Consider the following 16056-nt stretch of genomic DNA (forward strand, 5'->3'; position numbering starts at 1 on the left):
AAACGACACGTCAATGATCGGATCGCTCGTCGCGTTCGTCGTCGGACTGCTCGTCGGCGGCCTCGCCATCTTCATCGCCGCCAGCGTCGTCACCGGGACCCGGGACTACGGCCACGCCGTCTTCACGGCCCTCGTGGGCGCGATCGTCTGGGGGCTCTCGGACCTGCTGCTCTCGTGGGTCCCGATCGTCGGCGAGTTCATCCCGCTGGTCGCGTGGGTCTGGGTGATCCGGGCGCGGTACGACACCTCGTGGGTGAACGCCGCGATCGTCGGGTTCGTCGCCTGGGGGGCCGCGATCCTCGTGTTGACCGTGCTCGGATCGATGGGCGTGAGCGACGCGATCGGCGTCCCGTTCACCTGGGCGACGCCGTACTGACGGGTTACGGTACTGTCGGGTTACGGTACTGTCGGGTTACGGTTCTGACAGGGGTGCTGTACTGGCGGGTTACGGTTCTGACGGGCGACGTTACTTAAAAGAGCGCGTCGCTCGCGTCGAGCACCCGTGCCGGGCCGCCGACCTCCCAGACGTCCGTGTCGATGCCGATCTCGTCGATCCGCGAGCGGACCTCGTCGACGTGGTCCGGGCGGGTGTTGACGTACACCGACGCGCCCGTGTCCGTCGAGAAGTAGACGGGGACGCCCGCCTCGCGCAGCTCGCGGACGGCGTTGAAGACGGCGATCGTCTCGGGCTGCCAGTACACCCACCCGGCGGGGCCCGTCATCGTCGTCGCCGTCAGCGACAGCGAGTCGTGTTCGGCGACCTCGCAGATCCGGTCGAAGGAGCCGGCGCGCAGCGCGTCGGTCATCTCGACGAGCTGGTCCTGGACGTGCGCCATCCGGGCCTGCATCATGTGGCTCGCGGCCGCCTCCCTGTGCGCCTCCTCGGTCTCCTTATACGCGGGGACGTGTGCGGCGACGATCCGCAGGTCTTCCTCGGGGTCGAAGCCGTCGTCGCCGACGCCGACGTCGAGCCGCCGGGAGCGACAGTCGTCGTCGTTGAGCCCCGCCTCGAGCAGCGAGTACGCGCCGGTCACCGCGCGAGCCGCAGAGGAGGAGCCGCGCCGCGCGACCGTCGACACCTCGGGCAGGGTCAGCTCGAGCCCGGCGGCCTCCGTCAGCGCCAGCGCCGCCGCCGCGAACCCCGAGGAGGACGAGCCGAAGCCGATGTTCGAGGGGAAGGAGTTCTCGCTTTCAAGCCGGAGCGCGTGGTCGAACCCCGCCAGCTCGCGGACGTGGTCGACGACCGCGTCGATCCGCTCGGCCGCGCGCCCGTCGACCGCCTCGCCGCCGATGACGTACGCGTCCTCGGTCCCGTCCGGCTCCCATTCGACGGTCGTCGTCGTCGCCGTCGGCGCGGTACAGAGGCTGATGCTGTCGTGATACGGCAGTCGGAGTTCCGCGTCGCGCATCCCGTGGTACTTCACGAGCCCCTGGATGGGGTGTGCCTTCGCGGTCGCTTTCATCGTCATTGCCTACGAAAGCGACCGGCGGGGGATTAGTCGTTGCGATGGGCGGGAGGCGAACCTCGTTCAATTGCGGTGGCGCGCGCGACTCGACGCGCGCGAGGGAGCCCGCGGCTGCTTAAGAAGCAGCCGCGGCGAGGCTGGGGAGGCGTGAGGTTGTGTTTCGGGACCGTCGCTGTGCGGTCATGTGCCGTCTCTGTACCGTCCCGAGCGTTCGGGTGGAGCTTATAAGCACAGCCGCGAGAACGACGCCCCGCGAAACGGAGTACCTGAGCCGCCGCGATCGGGACCTCGTCGGCGGGCGTCGGTGGGTATCGTCGGTGGGCGTCGGTGAGCGTCGGTGGGCGTCGTCGTCGGGCGTCGTGTCGATCGCTTATAAACGAACGGCCGGACGCCGGACGCGATCACCGCGCGAACAACCGAGTCGCCCACCCGACGGCCCTGACCGCGATCAGTCGGAGTTCCGCAGCAGCAGGTAGATAACGACGACCAGCAGCAACACGTCGATGCCGGCGATCACCGTCAGCGGGGTCCCGAACCCCCACTGCCACGCCCACTCGCTATCCCGGGCTTTCGCGTCGTTGTACAGCCACCTGCCGAGAGTCGCCCAGAGGACGAGAAACGTCGCCAGCAGGAACAGTTCGTAGCGAGCGACGGTGACGCCCGAGAACTGGTACATCGGTATCTGCGCGAGGGAGAGTACGAGGGAGGGCGGCGGGGACATCGACGGTACGGGGTCCACGCTCCAGTTACAAAAGCACCGGCTCTGTTGAAGTCCTCATCGGTGACCCATTCTGCCCCGGTTGCGGTCAGTACAGGAGCCTTACACACGGGTCGACCTGTTGATCTCCTCGATCGCTGTCAGGGGCGACGTGCGAGATACAGAGGTTGGGTCTAGCGCGTGACTATTGCTGCTGAAATCTAACAGAAGGGCTATGATTGTATACCTACCACTTCAATTGTGCAACGTCGTCGATTTCTCGGTATGGCTGCTTGTAGTGCCGGACTTGCCGGGTGTATGCAGTCAAGAGGATCAGGCGAGGATGTCTTCGAAGAAGGATCAGCATTCTTCTCCGGTCTGAGTGCAGACAGTGAGTTCTCAGGAACAGTTCGGGTTGTCCCGTCGTGCCGTGACGAGGCTGTCGAAATCGCAATAACGGATGGTGAACCAGAGGGTTCGATCCCATATACCCGACAAGAACGTGCAGAGAACTGTTCGTTCGAGGTCTATATTGACGGTGAGCATGTGCAGTCTTTCAGGATCTCAGGTACAGAACGTGTCGGGCTTTATATTGACAGGGACGGAGAACTAGACTTTGCTGAGGAGATCCTTTGATGGATACACACTAAAGGTTTGACTGTACTGACCATCTGTGTGCCTCGGCACTTCGCTTGCTTTATGCAACACTCGCGCCCTGTCTCTCGCACACCATTCAGAACAGTCTCACGATCGAGTAGGTAGGTGGACGGTCAGTACGCACTCTTCACCAACCAGGTATTTCGAACGAGAACACGTCTGGAAAGAAGAATTCAAACGGAGTCGGTTGGCAGTTCAGTGACTCTCGTGGATGTGTTCGCGCAGCGAATCGGTGTCGTCGAACCGGTCGTTACACGCTGCGCACGTGTTGTGGTGGAGTCCGACGTGCTGGCTCACGCTGGCCGCGCTCTGGAACTGTGCATCGCAGTGGGTGCAGGAGTACGCCATTACGTTAATAACTGAGGTGCTAAGACTTTAAAAGGATTATTAACAATATGGTGTGAAAAACTGCTATAGGATACTAATTCAGGTGGCCTGATGACTAAGCAGGGCGTGGACGACGAAACGGACGCAGGCCGACGGGCTCCGAACCGGCCGCCTCCCGCGTTCGTCCGCTTCACCCGCGTTATCCGCTTCCGCCCGCTTCACCCAACCGCCCGCACCGCCCGCTTCCGTCCCCGCGCCGACGACGCGAACGAGGGGATCCCTTTTTGAGGAGTCGGCTGGAATCCCGAGTATGACCGAGTACACCGTCGAGTTCGTCGGCACCGGCGAGACGATCGAGGTGGCCGACACGGAGACGATCCTCAACCCCTGCATCGAGGAGGGGATCGCCCAGGAGTACTCCTGCCGGGTGGGGATGTGTCTCGCCTGTTCGGCCGAGATCGTCGAGGGTGAGGTGACCCAGCCGGCGGCGCGCGGGCTCACCGACGAGGAAGCCGAGCGCTACGCGCTCACCTGTATGGCCCGACCGCAGTCCGACCTCAAACTCGACCGCGGGTCGTACCCGCCGAGCATCGAGGACGACGCCGCCACCGGCGACGCCGCCGCGGCCGACGACGACTGATCCGCGAGAGACTGGCCGTCCTCCCTCTCACCGTCCCCTTCGCGCCTCATCGCCGTCCGCCGTCGAGTCCGTCGTCCAGTTCGCGTTCGAGTTCGCCGAACCGCGGTCCCTTCGAGATCGTTCCGGTCTCCGGGTCCCACTCGATGTAGCCGGCCGCGTCCAGCCTCGGAAGATGCGTCTCGCGGAGCTCCGCCTCGACCTCCGCCGGCTGCGTCCCCCGCGGGCGGAGGTCCGCGACCTCGGTCACCGTCCCCTCGGACAGCCCCGCGATCACCTGCATCGCCCGCTCGTCCTCGACGACCGACGCCCGGTACGGGCGGTCGTCCTCGTCGCCGTTGTCAGTAGTCATCATCGATCACCCTCTGAGCGTCGGTTTCGAGCCCGACGTACAAAGTCATATCTCACCGAGGGCCCTCACCGGCCGCGGGTTCGGGACGCCTTTTAAGTGATCCCTCGTCGTCGGTCCGGCATGAGCGACCCCCTCGTCGCCGGTCTCGTCGGGAGCCTTCGGGACGCGAGCCACACGCGAACGGCGCTGCGAACGGCCCTGGACGCCGCGGACGGAGCGGGCGCGGAGACGCGGCTCGTCGACCTCCGGGAGTACGACCTCCCGCCGTTCGACCCGGATCACGAGGACGCCGGGGACGCCGACCGCCTCCGAACCGCCCTCTCCCGGGCCGACACCGTCCTGATCGGGACCCCGATGTACCACGGCTCCTACTCCGGCGTGGTGAAGAACGCGATCGACTACTGCGGCTTCGACGAGTTCGAGGGGACGACCGTGGGGCTACTCGGCGTCGCGGGCGGGGCGTTCCCGATCACCGCGCTCGAACACCTGCGCTCGATCTGCCGCGCGCTCGACGCGTGGGTGATCCCGTATCAGGCGGCCGTCCCGCGCTCGCACGGCGCCTTCGAGGACGGCGAGTTCCGTGACGACGACCTCCGCGAACGCGTCGAGACGCTCGGCGTACGGGCCGTCGAATACGCCGACATCACGCCCGACCCGGCGACGTTCGAGAGCGGCCAGAACCGCGGGGCGTGACGAAACGCCTATGCCGACGGATCCCGGAGGGCGGATCGGTCACGGGACGCCCCGGACCGAGGAGTGTTCAACGTGGAGCCGCTCGAACCGACCGACGACCTGCTCGAATCGCTGTACGTGGTGAACAAGGTCGCAAAGCAGCTCGCCGACGACGCGACGGACGCGTACGAGCGCGGCGACGCCACCGAGAGCAACGTCTGTTCGGCACGCAAGGAAGCGCTGTATCGGACAAAAACCGCCGTTTTGAGCCGTATCGTCGCGAACGATCCCGCGTCGGTAATCGGCGAGTACCACGCCATCAACGGCGACGCGTGGCTCTTCTTGACGGTGAACGGCTGGCACTTCCATCAGCCCCCGCGCGCCATCGGTAGCGACCTCGCGGACCGGATCAGCGTCTCGAACTCCCCCGATACCCCGCTCGACGCCCCGTACGTCCGCGACCCGACGGTGTCGCGGTCGGACCGGTCGCTGGAGGAGGCGCTGTGCGGTCTCGCCGACCACGGCGTGAACGCCAACGACCATCTCGCGCAGCCGACGATCTCCGGGGCCGACGACCGCCTCGTCGACGTGCGGTGGCCGTTCCTGCGGTGAGCCGGCGGCGGCTCGCCGACGATTCGACGGTGGTTTGCGGGGCCGTGACGGCTATACCGACTCGCCGAGCGCCGGGAGTCCCGCCTCGATCTCCTCACGGCGGTCCTCCAACCACTCCGGGAGAACGAGCCGCTCGCCCAGCTCGTCGAGCGGTTCGTCGACGTCGTATCCGGGCTCCTTCGTGGCGAACTCGAACAGCACGCCGCCGTGGGTCCGGGCGTACACCGAGCGGAACCACTTGCGGTCGATCACCTCGGACGGTCGGAGCCCGTGGTCCCCGAGCAGGTCCCGCCACGCGGCCTGCTCCGCGTCCGTCACCCGGTAGGCGACGTGGTGAACCGTGCCGGCACCGGGGACGCCCTGCGGAAGCCCGGACCCGGTGACGACGTCGACGACGAAGCCGAGGTCGCCGGTCGTCTCGAACCGTCGGCGGGAGGTCCCGTCCGCGTCGCCCACGGTCGCGCCCGCCACGCCCCGCGCGGGCTCGGTACCGGCTTCCTCGTACCCCATCGCCTCGAGCAGCCGAACGGTCGGGCCGGGGTCGGGGAGCGCCAGCTCGACGCCGAAGAACCCACGTATCGCGTGCGCGGTCGGGACGGGGCCCGCCGGCGGATCGCCCGCGGGAGCGTCCTCCCGACCCACCAGCTCCAGGGGGAGCCCGTCGGGGTCCGTGAAGGCGACGACGGAGTCGCCGAACCGTTCGACGCGTCGCGTGTCCACGCCGTGCTCCGCGAGCCGGTCCACCCAGTAATCGATGGCGCTCGCCGGGACCGTGAACGACACCGTCGACGCCTGTCCCGCGCCGGGCTGTCCCGCCCGCGTCCCCGTGTAGGGGAAGAAGGTCATGCTGGTTCCCGGGTTGCCGGCGTGATCGGCGTAAAACAGGTGGTAGACGCCGACGTCGTCCTGATTGACGCTCCGCTTCACGAGCCGGAGCCCGAGGACATCGGTGTAGAAGGCGTGGTTCTCCGTGGGATCGCTCGCGATGGCGGTCACGTGGTGGATCCCCGGCGTGGAAAGCGCGTCGGTCATGCCTCCGCTACGGGGCCCGGACACTTATCGACCCGTGGACGTCAGGGGTATCACGTGACGCGAGGGTTACCCGAGGGATCCCAGCGGGCGACTACTCGACTTCGGCCTTCTCCTTCGTGACGACTTCGACGTCGGTGATCCGGGTGTCGGGGTAGCCGCCGTCGGCGTCCTTCTCGGCCGCCTTCACCATGTCCCACACCACGTTGAGCCCGGTCGTCACGCCCTCGAGCGCCTCCATCTCGCAGCCGGTCTTGCCGGTCGTTTCGACGGCGACCTCCAGGCGAACCCGATCGTCCGCGACCGCGAAGTCGGTGTCGACGTTCGTGATCGGGATCTGGTGGCACATCGGGATCGTCTCCCAGGTGTGTTTCACCGCCCCGATCGCGCCGATCCGGGCGGTCGCGAGGACGTCCCCCTTCCCGATCTCGTCGGCGCGGATCGCGTCGATCGTCGACCGGGTCAGCCGGATCTCTCCGCGGGCGACGGCGCGGCGCTTCGAGTCCGGCTTCGATCCCACGTCGACCATCCGCACCGCACCGTCGGCGTCCGTATGCGTCAGGTCGTCGGTCGCGCCGCCGGCAGTCGTTCCTTCGGCGGTCGCGTCGTCCGCGACGGGGCCGTCGTCGTTCGGGTCCTCCTCAGACATCCTTATAAATCGCGTGCGGGAGCCGATCGATTAAGTCCGTCGCCACGAGGCCGTACCCCCGCTCGGCGACCACGGCGTCGCCCGCCCGGCCGGTCACGTACGCGCCGACGGCCGCGGCCTGGAACGGGGGCGAGACGGCGGCGAGCCCGCCGACCGTCCCGGCCAGCACGTCCCCGGTGCCACCGACGGTCATCCCGGGGTTACCGGTGCGGTTGAGCCGGACGTCGGTCCCGTCGGCGATCACGTCGTACGCCCCCTTCACGAGCAGCGTATGGCTGATCTCAGCCGCGAACGCGTCGACCAGGTCGGCGCGCTCGTCGGGGTCGGCGGCCGTCTCCCCGCCCATCCCCCGCAGCTCGCCCTGGTGGGGCGTACAGATCAGCTCCGCTTCCGTCTCCACCGTCGGGACGACCTGGAGCGCGTCGGCGTCGACGACCGCCCGGCCGTCGAACCCCGCGAGGAACCGACGAACGAACTCCAGGGTGCCGTCCGCGTCGCCGAGCCCCGGACCGAGCACGACGACGTCGTGTCGCTCCGCCAGCGCGGACACCGCGTCGAGGTGGCCGGGCGCGATCCGGTCGCCGGGGACCTCGCGGACGATCAGGTCCGCCGAGAACCCCTGCACCTCGCGGGCGATCGACGAGGGACAGGCGACCCGAACGAGGTCCGCGCCGGCCCGCAGCGCCGCGCGTGCGGAGAGCGTCGGCGCCCCCGTGTAGGGGCCCCCGCCGACGACGAGGACCTCGCCGTTGTCCCCCTTGTGCGAGTCCGGGTCCCGGGTGATCCCGAGGAGGTCGCCGGGGCCGGTGAACCGCTCCGCGGCGGCGGGGATCCCGATGTCGGCGACCGTGATCGTCGCGTCGAGCCCGTCGAGCCCGGGTTTGGCGTCGTGGAAGGTGACCACCCGGTCGGCCGGGACCGCGACCGCGTCGGGACCGCCAGTCCGCTTTCCGGTGTCGGCGTCGATCCCCGAGGGGACGTCGACGGCGACGACGGTCGCGCCGGCGTCGCGCGCGGCGGCGATCGCCGCCGCGGCGGTCCGTTCCGGCTCGCGGAGCGGGCCGGAGACGCCCGTCCCGAGCATCGCGTCGACGACGACGTCGGGGCTCCCGAGCGCGAGGTCGGCGGCGTCGGCGACGGCCTCGACGGGTACCTCGGCGCGCTCCAGCGCCCGCCAGTTCTCGCGGGCGATGTCCGTCGCGATCGACTCGGGGCGGCCGAGGAGGTGGACGGAGACGTCGTAGGCGGCGAGGAAGCGGGCCGCGACGAAACCGTCGCCCCCGTTGTTGCCGCGGCCGCAGACGATCGCTACCGAGGCCCCGGTCTCGGCGACCGCCCGGACCTCGCGGGCGACCGCGTTGCCCGACGACTCCATCAGCTGCTTGCGCGGAACGCCGAGCGCGGCCGCGTTGGCGTCGACCGCGGCCATCCGGTCGGACGTGATCATGAACGGCGGTTCGGCCGGCGAGGGATTAAGCGTGGGGGCGAGCGTCGGTCGGGCGTCGATCGGGCGTTTGTCGACCGTCGGCCGGGCGTTGGTCGATCGTCAGTCGGGCGCGGATGATTTATAAGCGATCAGCGGTCCGTGTCCCCGTCCCGCAGTACCGCTCGCGCGAGCGCGGGCAGGACCTCGGTCACGTCGGCGCGGAGGTCGTACTCGGCGGTCCCGGAGTAGCGGGTGCGGTCGAGGTTGATCACGGCGAGGGAGCCGTCGCCAACGCGGCCCGGCAGCGACGCGGCGGGGTCGACCGTGAGCGACGAGCCCGCGGCGAGGAAGACGTCGCTGGCCGCCGCGAGCCGCCGCGCGCGACGCAGCGCGGCGGCGGGGAGCCGCTCGCCGAACAGCACGACGTCGGGCTTATAAACGCCACCACAGTCGCAGGTCGGCGGGAGCGCGCCGTCCCGCGCCCGGTCGCGTATCGGGCCGGCCTCGCGGGTCTCCCCGCACCGCGCACAGACCACGCGTGCGTTCGTCCCGTGCAGCTCGATCACGTCGGCGGTGCCGGCCGCACCGTGGAGCCCGTCGGTGTTCTGGGTGATCACGGCGTCGAGGACGCCCGCCTCGACGAGGGCCGCCAGCGCGTCGTGTGCGGGGTTCGGCTCGGCACCCCCGTCGGGCTCCATGCGGTCGTACAGGACGAGACGGTCGCGCCAGAAGCCCGCGGGGTCCCGCTCGAACCGGGAGACGTGGAAGTCCACCTCGTCGAAGGCGTCGCCCCAGATCCCGCCCTCGCCGCGGAACGTCGGGATTCCGGACGCTGCCGACAGCCCGGCCCCGGTGAGCGCGACGGCCCGATCCGCCGCCCGGAGCTCGGCGGCGAGGTCCTCGATAGTCGCGGCGTCTTCGAGGTCGGTGGGAGCGTCGGCGTCGGTCACGACCGTTTCTCGGGCGCGGCGGGAGAAAAAGGGGTCGGCGGGTCGCGGCTCAGCGCCCTTCGAACTCGGGCTCGCGGTCCTCGAAGAACGCCGCGATCCCCTCCCGTTTGTCCTCGGTGTCGAACAGCGTCGTGAACAGCTCGGCCTCGTAGTCGATCCCGCCGTCCATCGGCATGCGGGCGCTGGCCTGTACCGCCCGTTTCGTGAACTCGAGCGCGACCGGGCTCTTCTCGGCGATCGTCCCCGCCAGCTCGTAGACGCGCTCGTCGAACGTCCCGTCGCCGTGGACCTCCTCGACGAGACCGATATCGGCGGCCTCCGTGGCGTCGATCAGCTCGCCCGACAGCGCGAGCTTCATCGCCTGTCCGGTGCCGACGAGTCGCGGGAGCCGCTGGGTGCCGCCGCCGCCCGGCATGATCCCGAGGTTGATCTCGGGCTGGCCGATCTTCGCGCGCTCGTGGGCGATCCTGACGTCACACGCCTGCGCCAGCTCGCAGCCGCCGCCGAGCGCGTGGCCGTTCACGCGGGCGATGACGGGGATCGACGCGTCCGCGATCGTCTCGTAGATCCGCGGGCGCTCGCTTATGCGGCGCTGTTCGAGCCCGTCGCGGTCCGCGAACTCCGTGATGTCCGCGCCCGCGACGAACGCGCGCCCCTCGTCGTCGCCGGTGATCACGAGGACGCGGACCGCGTCGTCCGCCTCCGCCAGCGGGACCGCAGCCATGAGCTCAGATCGCACGGTCGCGTTGAGGGCGTTCCGGGCGTCCGGCCGCGAGATGGCGACGGTCGCGACGCGGTCGGCCTCGCCGCCGACGTCGACCCGGAGCGTCTCGTACTCGGCGTCCGCGAGCCGGTCAGGGTCGCTCACTCCTCGGCCCCCCAGTCGCCGGCCTGTCCGACCGCCTCGCCGTCCTCCCAGACGTAGAAGCCCTCGCCGGACTTCTTCCCGAGCTTCCCGCCGCGGACCTTGCGCTTGAGCAGCTGTGGCGGCTTGAACCGCTCGCCCAGCTCCTCGCGGAGGTACTCGGCGATGTCGAGGCGGACGTCGAGCCCGACGAGGTCGGTGAGCTTCAGCGGCCCCATCGGGTGGTTGTACCCCTCCCGCATCGCCGCGTCGATGTCGGCCGGGCTCGCGACGCCGCTTTCGACCATCCGGACCGCCTCCAACCCGAGCGCGAGCCCGAGCCGCGAGGAGGCGAAGCCGGCGGTGTCGCGGACGACCACCGCCTCCTTGTCGAGCCCCTCGACGAACGATGTCGCGAACGCCTCCGTGTCGGCGGACGTCTGTTCGGCGATCACGACCTCGACGAGGTCCATGATGTGCGGCGGGTTGAAGAAGTGGAGCCCGACGACGCGCTCGGGGCGCTCCAGCGCGCCCGCGATCTCGCTCACCGACAGCGACGACGTGTTCGACGCGAGCACGCAGTCGTCGTCGACCGCGGCCTCGACCTCGGTGAACACGTCCGTCTTGAGCGACATCGACTCGGGGACCGCCTCGACGACGAGGTCGGCGTCGCCCACCGCGGCTGCGAGGTCCGTCGTCCCCTCCAACCGGTCGAGCGTCGCCGCCATCTCCTCCTCGGTCACCTTCCCCCGGTCGACCCCGCCCTGGAGGTTCGCCCGGACCGCGTCCAGCCCCTCCGAGACGATCCCCTCGTCGATGTCCCGCAGGACGACGTCGTGGCCGGCCATGGCCGACACCTGAGCGATGCCGTGACCCATACTCCCGGCACCGATAACGGCTACGTGCATGGGTAATGTTCTCAAGGTGAGCGGCAAAACCGTTTCGAAGCGGGGACGGAAGCGGCGGCAAGAGAGGATGGAAGCGGCGGCAAGAGAGGATGGAAGCGGCGGCAAGAGAGGATGGAAGCGGCAGCAAGGGAGGACGGAGCTCCGACAAAAGGTGGTGGACGGCGAGATCGGCGCCGGCCCGATATGTGGGACGGTACCGGGGGGCGTCGGTGACGGAACTGCTTTATCCTCACCCCATCGATCGACAATATAGATGACAGAAGTGTACGTTATCGGGGCGTCCCAGTCCGACTACGGGGCGTTCCCCGAGGAGTCGTACCGGTCGCTGTTCACGACCGCGTACGAGGGCGCGGTCGACGCCGTCGACGGGGATTTCGACGAATCGCTGATCGAGGAGGCGTACGTCGGCACGCTCGGCGTCGGCGGCCGCCAGCTCGGCCTGAGCGGCCCCGCAGTCACCGAACACGTGGGGCTCCACGGCGTCTCGTGTACGCGCGTCGAGAACGCCTGCGCCGCGAGCGGGACCGCGCTCCGGCAGGCGACGCTCGCCGTCAAGTCCGGCGTCGTCGACGTCGCGCTCGCCGGCGGCTTCGAGGTCATGACCGACATGAGCGGCGAGCAGACCCGCTACTGGCTCGGCGTCAGCGGCGAGACCGAGTGGGAGCGGATGGCCGGCACGACGTTCGCCGGCGTGTACGCGCAGATGGCGGACGCGCACATGGCCGAACACGGCACCACCCGCGAGCAGCTCTCGCGCGTCGCCGTGAAGAACCACGCCAACGGCGCGAAGAACCCGCACGCACACCTCGGCTTCGAGTGCTCGCTGGAGGACGCGATGGCCGGCACTCCCGTCGCCGACCCGTTGAACCTCTACGACTGCTGTCCGACCTCCGACGGGGCCAGCGTCGCGATCGTCGCGAACGAGGAGGTCGCCCGCGAGCTCACGGAGAGCCCGGTTCGAGTCGCGGGGACCGGTCAGGCGAGCGCCCGGGTGGGGCTGTTCCAGCGGCCGACGCTCACCGGGGTCCCGGCGAGCCGGAAGGCGGCGGAACAGGCGTACGAGCAGGCGGGGATCGGCCCCGACGACGTCGACTTCGCGGAGGTCCACGACTGCTTTTCGATCGCCGAGCTGATGGCCTACGAGGACCTCGGCTTCTGTGCGCCCGGCGAGGCGGGGTCGTACATCGAGCGGGGCGCGACGGAGCCCGACGGCGAGCGTCCGGTCAACCTCTCTGGCGGGCTCAAATCGAAAGGACATCCCATCGGGGCGACGGGGACGGGCCAGACCGTCGAGGTGTTCAAGCAGCTCCGCGGCGAGGCCGGCGGTCGACAGGTCGACGGGCTCGAGACCGGCCTCTCACACAACGTGGGTGGCTCTGGCGGTGCCGCCGTCGTCACCGTCTACGAGGGGGGATGGGCATGACCGGAACGGACGTCGCCGAGAAGAACGCGATCGCCGGGGTCGGCGTCTACACCCCGCGCTATCGGGTCGACGCCGAGACGTTCATCGAGGCGTGGGGCGGGTTCGAGGCGCGCGGCGTCGCCGCCAAGAGCGTCGCCGCGGGCGACGAGGACACCGTGACGATGGCCGCCGAGGCCGCCGAGCGCGCGCTCGCCGACGCCGACGTCGACCCCGAGTCGGTCACTGCGCTCCGCTTCGCGACGACCACGCCGACCGTCGAGGAGTTCGACGTCGGCGCGACGCTCGCGGCGATCCTGGGGCTCCCGACGTCGGTCGCCGTGTCGGTGGACACGCAGTCGACGGGCGCGGGAACGCGGGCGCTTCGGGCCGGCTTCGACGATGAAGGGACGACGCTCGTCGTCGCGAGCGACGCGCCGTTCGCGGCCCCCGACGACGCGGTCGACCACGCGGCCGGGGCCGGCGCGGTCGCGTTCCTCCTGACGGCCGAGGGCACGGTCGGGCTCCGGGAGGCGACGACGTACACCGAGGAGTTCCCCGGCACGCGGTTCCGGGGCCACGGCTCGGCGACCGTCGAGCGATACGAGGCGACCGCCTACGAGCGCCACGCGTTCTCCGGGCCGATCGCGGCGGCGGTCGGGTCGCTCGACGACCCCGAGACCGCCGTCGCGCTGACGGCGCCCGACGGGAGCCTTCCACACCGGGCCGCACGCGCGCTCGACTTCGATGCCGACGTCTACCACGCCGCGGACCGCTTCGGCGACCTCGGCGCGGCGAGCGCCCTCTTCGGGCTCGTGACCGCGTGGGACGACGGGGTCGACGCGGTCACCCTCGTCGGCTACGGCGACGGGGCGACCGTCGACGCCCTCGTCCTCGACGGGCGGCTGGACGCGTCACTCGATCGGGAGACCGAGGCGATCGGCTACGCCGAGTACCTCAGGAAGCGCGGACACGTCGTCACGGACGACGGGGGTGTCAACTGATGGGCGCGTACACGAGCGTGCCGACCTGGTGGAACCACAGCGACAGCCGCTACCGTCTCGTCTGTGGCGAGTGTCCGGAGTGCGGCGCGGTGAGCTTCCCGCCGAGCGGCGCGTGTACGGACTGTCACGAGCGCGTCGAGTTCGAGGAGTTCGAGCCCGAGGGCACGGGGACCGTCCTGTCCGTGACCGTCATCGAAGGCGGAGCCCCGCCGGAGTTCGCGTCGCTGCTCGCGACCGAGGACGCGATCGCCGTCGCCGTCGTCGAACTCGACGAGGGCGCGCGCCTCCCGGCGATGATGGCCGACTGTGACCCGCACGCCGTCGCACGCGGGGATCGCGTCGAACGCGTCGTCCGCCGGATATACGAGCAGGAGGGCGTCGTCCGCTACGGCTCGAAGTTCAGGCCGGTTCGAGAGTAGCTGCGGATCGGAACCGCCGACGGGGTTTTTAAATGTGCGAGATCGCTCCGAAGCCGACAGCGACGGCGACATCGGTCGGGAGTTGATGACGGCGACACCCCTAGCGGTCCCGGAGCGTATACATATATAACAGAAAGCAGACTTATAATTCTTCTTTATATAATAAAAATTCGATAAAATCCCGTCGTTCGTGCGTCGCCGACCGGGGACGGGACGGAACCGGGGCGGCGGAACGCAACGGTTCCGGAGCGTTTCGAAAGGTCGTCGTCGCCCTGAGTCGGCTACGGGAGCGCCGGCGCGTCGGCGTCCGGGTGCATCTCGAAGGCGTTGAGGACCGTGGCGAGCATCCCGTAGTAGCCGAACGTGGCGACGAGCTCGGTCACGCCAGCCGTCCCGAACCGGTCGTGAACGGCGTCGAACGCGTCGTCCGAGACGCGGTTGTCGCCGAGGAGCTCGCGCCCGAACCGAACGACGGCCGCGTCGACTTCGCGGAGGCCCTCGAGCGGCTCGTCGTGGGCGATCGCGCGGATGGACCCCTCGTCGACGCCGGCCTCGCGAGCGATCGGCTCGTGGGCGGCGTACTCGTACGCACAGTCGTACGCGCGGGCGGTCGTGAGGATCGCGACCTCGCGGACCGGATCGGGAAGCTCACTCTCGTATCGGACGTACGCACCGAGGTGGCCGACGCGGTCGGCGATCTCCGGGCTGTAGAGCAGGAGCCGGAACGGCCCCCTGACGCTCCCACGGCTCTCCTCGATCCGATCGAACCGATCGCGTTGACCCGCGGGGACCTGCTCTCGCGACGTTATCTCGGGCACTCGCGGCGTCCGTCGTGTCATGTCGGCAGTCCGGTCGTCCTCGGGGAATAAGAACCCCCCTCTACTTCTCACTCGCTCCGTCCCGATCGATCCGACGGTCCGGTCCGACGGTCCGATCCAGTGTTCCGACGATCCGACGATCCGATCCAGTGATGGGGCGATCCACTCCCCGTCAACCGCGAATATGTTGAGATCTAAGTAAGAATCGGAAAAAGACAAATGAGTGAAAGCACTGTTGGCCGAGATCGTGAACGAGCCCGGCGTCGAACAAGGATTTACAATCATAGTACTGTAATTCCAGGAATACGCCGTGTTTCGCGGGCGCGTGCTGGCTCGCCTCAGTTCGAGTAGACGATGTCGAGCTCCAGCTCGTTCACCGTCGCGAGCAGCGTGTTCGGGAGTTCCTCACGGATCGTTTCGCCCTTGAAGCGCTGTGCGGGACCGGAGATGGTGAGCGACCCGAGGATGCCGCCGCTCGGGTCTCGAACGGGGGCGGCGACGGCGCTGATCCCCTTGTTGTGTTCCTCGATGTTGAACGCGACGCCGGTCTCCCGGGCCTCCGCCAGTTCCTCGAACAGGTCCTCCTCGGCGGTGATCGTGTTCTCCGTCTGGCGTTCCAGGCCGTGTTCGTCGATGATCTCCCGGACGCGCGCTTCGGGGAGTTGTGAGAGGATCGCCTTGCCCGCCGCCGCGGCGTGGAGGGGGAACGACGAACCGGTCCCGGAGAACGTCTCGACGGCGAGATCGCCGGTATTGGTGTACATGTACCGCCCGCGACCGTGCTCCTCGACGACGAAGTGGGTCCGTCCCCCCGACTCCGCCGCGAGCGACTCGACCCGGGTCTGGGCCTTCCGATAGGCGGCCTTCCGCTTCCGGGTGTACTCGCCGATCTCGAGGTACTGTAGGCTCGGATAGAAGACGCTCCCCTCGTTCAGGACCAACCCGTTCGCGAGCAAGGTCTGGAGGTGGTTGTGGGCCGTACTCGGCGCGATGCCGACCGCCTCCGCGACCTCCGTGACTCGGGCCCCGTCGCGGTCGACGAGGGTTTCGACGACGTCGAGGCTGATCTCGACCGCCTTGATCGAACCGCGTGTGTCGGTCATGAACGACCATAACACGGCCGACTATATAATATTCGCGACTGCGAAAAAGGTGGGCGAAATATTCACCCCTGAAGTACTGTATCGAGT

Annotated in this window: 20 protein-coding genes; 8 read left to right on the forward strand and 12 right to left on the reverse strand. The window is 68.9% G+C overall.

Features of this window, described 5'->3' with window-relative positions:
• The first annotated feature begins 13 nt into the window (after positions 1 to 13).
• Positions 14 to 376, forward strand: coding sequence for a hypothetical protein (locus GRS48_RS06800; RefSeq protein WP_159484840.1), 363 nt, complete (start codon positions 14 to 16; stop codon positions 374 to 376).
• Between the two features lie 94 nt (positions 377 to 470).
• On the opposite strand, the gene mvaD is transcribed toward GRS48_RS06800, so the two are convergent.
• Together mvaD and GRS48_RS06810 are read right to left on the reverse strand one after the other, a co-directional pair.
• Positions 471 to 1463 carry a phosphomevalonate decarboxylase MvaD gene (gene mvaD, locus GRS48_RS06805; protein WP_235028020.1) on the reverse strand — a complete coding sequence of 331 codons (993 nt, stop codon included), beginning with the start codon at positions 1461 to 1463 and terminating at the stop codon, positions 471 to 473.
• A gap of 451 nt (positions 1464 to 1914) precedes the next feature.
• A complete protein-coding gene (locus GRS48_RS06810; RefSeq protein ID WP_159484844.1) occupies positions 1915 to 2187 on the reverse strand; it encodes a hypothetical protein in 273 nt (90 codons plus the stop codon).
• Positions 2188 to 2481: 294 nt separating this feature from the next.
• Between GRS48_RS06810 and GRS48_RS06815 the strand changes: the two genes are divergently transcribed.
• Positions 2482 to 2799 (forward strand): hypothetical protein, encoded by a 318-nt coding sequence (locus GRS48_RS06815; protein ID WP_159484846.1) that lies wholly within the window; start codon positions 2482 to 2484, stop codon positions 2797 to 2799.
• A 216-nt stretch (positions 2800 to 3015) separates the two neighbouring features.
• On the opposite strand, the gene GRS48_RS15050 is transcribed toward GRS48_RS06815, so the two are convergent.
• Complete coding sequence (locus GRS48_RS15050) at positions 3016 to 3168, reverse strand: hypothetical protein (RefSeq protein WP_200840215.1); 153 nt, start codon at positions 3166 to 3168, stop codon at positions 3016 to 3018.
• Positions 3169 to 3457: 289 nt separating this feature from the next.
• Here GRS48_RS15050 and GRS48_RS06820 point away from each other — a divergent pair, with 289 nt between their 5' ends.
• Positions 3458 to 3787 carry a 2Fe-2S iron-sulfur cluster-binding protein gene (locus GRS48_RS06820; RefSeq protein WP_159484848.1) on the forward strand — a complete coding sequence of 110 codons (330 nt, stop codon included), beginning with the start codon at positions 3458 to 3460 and terminating at the stop codon, positions 3785 to 3787.
• Positions 3788 to 3833: 46 nt separating this feature from the next.
• Here the strand turns inward: GRS48_RS06820 and GRS48_RS06825 are convergent, their stop codons facing one another.
• The gene (locus GRS48_RS06825) at positions 3834 to 4136 is read right to left on the reverse strand and encodes a hypothetical protein (RefSeq protein WP_394351193.1); all 303 of its coding nucleotides are present in this window, start codon (positions 4134 to 4136) and stop codon (positions 3834 to 3836) included.
• A gap of 120 nt (positions 4137 to 4256) precedes the next feature.
• Between GRS48_RS06825 and GRS48_RS06830 the strand changes: the two genes are divergently transcribed.
• Together GRS48_RS06830 and GRS48_RS06835 are read left to right on the forward strand one after the other, a co-directional pair.
• Positions 4257 to 4829, forward strand: coding sequence for an NADPH-dependent FMN reductase (locus GRS48_RS06830; RefSeq protein ID WP_159484850.1), 573 nt, complete (start codon positions 4257 to 4259; stop codon positions 4827 to 4829).
• Between the two features lie 72 nt (positions 4830 to 4901).
• Positions 4902 to 5420 carry a hypothetical protein gene (locus GRS48_RS06835; RefSeq protein ID WP_321168332.1) on the forward strand — a complete coding sequence of 173 codons (519 nt, stop codon included), beginning with the start codon at positions 4902 to 4904 and terminating at the stop codon, positions 5418 to 5420.
• A 51-nt stretch (positions 5421 to 5471) separates the two neighbouring features.
• Here the strand turns inward: GRS48_RS06835 and GRS48_RS06840 are convergent, their stop codons facing one another.
• The 6 genes from GRS48_RS06840 to GRS48_RS06865 form a co-directional block, all read right to left on the reverse strand.
• Positions 5472 to 6452, reverse strand: coding sequence for a VOC family protein (locus tag GRS48_RS06840; RefSeq protein ID WP_159484852.1), 981 nt, complete (start codon positions 6450 to 6452; stop codon positions 5472 to 5474).
• A gap of 91 nt (positions 6453 to 6543) precedes the next feature.
• Positions 6544 to 7098 (reverse strand): cyclic pyranopterin monophosphate synthase MoaC, encoded by a 555-nt coding sequence (moaC, locus tag GRS48_RS06845; protein ID WP_159484854.1) that lies wholly within the window; start codon positions 7096 to 7098, stop codon positions 6544 to 6546.
• Positions 7091 to 8545 (reverse strand): NAD(P)H-hydrate dehydratase, encoded by a 1455-nt coding sequence (locus GRS48_RS06850; RefSeq protein ID WP_159484856.1) that lies wholly within the window; start codon positions 8543 to 8545, stop codon positions 7091 to 7093. The genes moaC and GRS48_RS06850 overlap by 8 nt, the downstream gene beginning before the upstream one ends.
• A gap of 128 nt (positions 8546 to 8673) precedes the next feature.
• A complete protein-coding gene (locus GRS48_RS06855; protein WP_321168333.1) occupies positions 8674 to 9474 on the reverse strand; it encodes a Sir2 family NAD-dependent protein deacetylase in 801 nt (266 codons plus the stop codon).
• A gap of 49 nt (positions 9475 to 9523) precedes the next feature.
• A complete protein-coding gene (locus GRS48_RS06860) occupies positions 9524 to 10342 on the reverse strand; it encodes an enoyl-CoA hydratase-related protein (RefSeq protein WP_321168334.1) in 819 nt (272 codons plus the stop codon).
• Positions 10339 to 11226 (reverse strand): 3-hydroxyacyl-CoA dehydrogenase family protein, encoded by an 888-nt coding sequence (locus GRS48_RS06865; protein ID WP_159484858.1) that lies wholly within the window; start codon positions 11224 to 11226, stop codon positions 10339 to 10341. The genes GRS48_RS06860 and GRS48_RS06865 overlap by 4 nt, the downstream gene beginning before the upstream one ends.
• Before the next feature lie 253 nt (positions 11227 to 11479).
• Here GRS48_RS06865 and GRS48_RS06870 point away from each other — a divergent pair, with 253 nt between their 5' ends.
• Genes GRS48_RS06870 through GRS48_RS15055 form a run of 3 tightly spaced genes read left to right on the forward strand, consistent with a single transcriptional unit; the run spans position 11480 to position 14048 of the window.
• Positions 11480 to 12649, forward strand: a complete 1170-nt coding sequence (locus GRS48_RS06870) for a thiolase domain-containing protein (protein ID WP_159484860.1) — start codon at positions 11480 to 11482, stop codon at positions 12647 to 12649.
• Positions 12646 to 13629, forward strand: a complete 984-nt coding sequence (locus GRS48_RS06875) for a hydroxymethylglutaryl-CoA synthase family protein (protein ID WP_200840216.1) — start codon at positions 12646 to 12648, stop codon at positions 13627 to 13629. The genes GRS48_RS06870 and GRS48_RS06875 overlap by 4 nt, the downstream gene beginning before the upstream one ends.
• The gene (locus GRS48_RS15055) at positions 13629 to 14048 is read left to right on the forward strand and encodes a Zn-ribbon domain-containing OB-fold protein (RefSeq protein WP_200840217.1); all 420 of its coding nucleotides are present in this window, start codon (positions 13629 to 13631) and stop codon (positions 14046 to 14048) included. The genes GRS48_RS06875 and GRS48_RS15055 overlap by 1 nt, the downstream gene beginning before the upstream one ends.
• A gap of 281 nt (positions 14049 to 14329) precedes the next feature.
• Here GRS48_RS15055 and GRS48_RS06880 read toward each other — a convergent pair whose 3' ends face one another.
• Both GRS48_RS06880 and GRS48_RS06885 read right to left on the reverse strand, forming a co-directional pair.
• On the reverse strand, positions 14330 to 14887 hold the full coding sequence (locus GRS48_RS06880; protein WP_159484862.1) for a carboxymuconolactone decarboxylase family protein: 558 nt from the start codon (positions 14885 to 14887) through the stop codon (positions 14330 to 14332).
• Positions 14888 to 15204: 317 nt separating this feature from the next.
• Complete coding sequence (locus tag GRS48_RS06885; RefSeq protein WP_159484864.1) at positions 15205 to 15969, reverse strand: IclR family transcriptional regulator; 765 nt, start codon at positions 15967 to 15969, stop codon at positions 15205 to 15207.
• Positions 15970 to 16056 lie beyond the last annotated feature (87 nt).

This window comes from Halorubrum sp. JWXQ-INN 858 (assembly GCF_009806985.1).
Lineage (GTDB): Archaea > Halobacteriota > Halobacteria > Halobacteriales > Haloferacaceae > Halorubrum.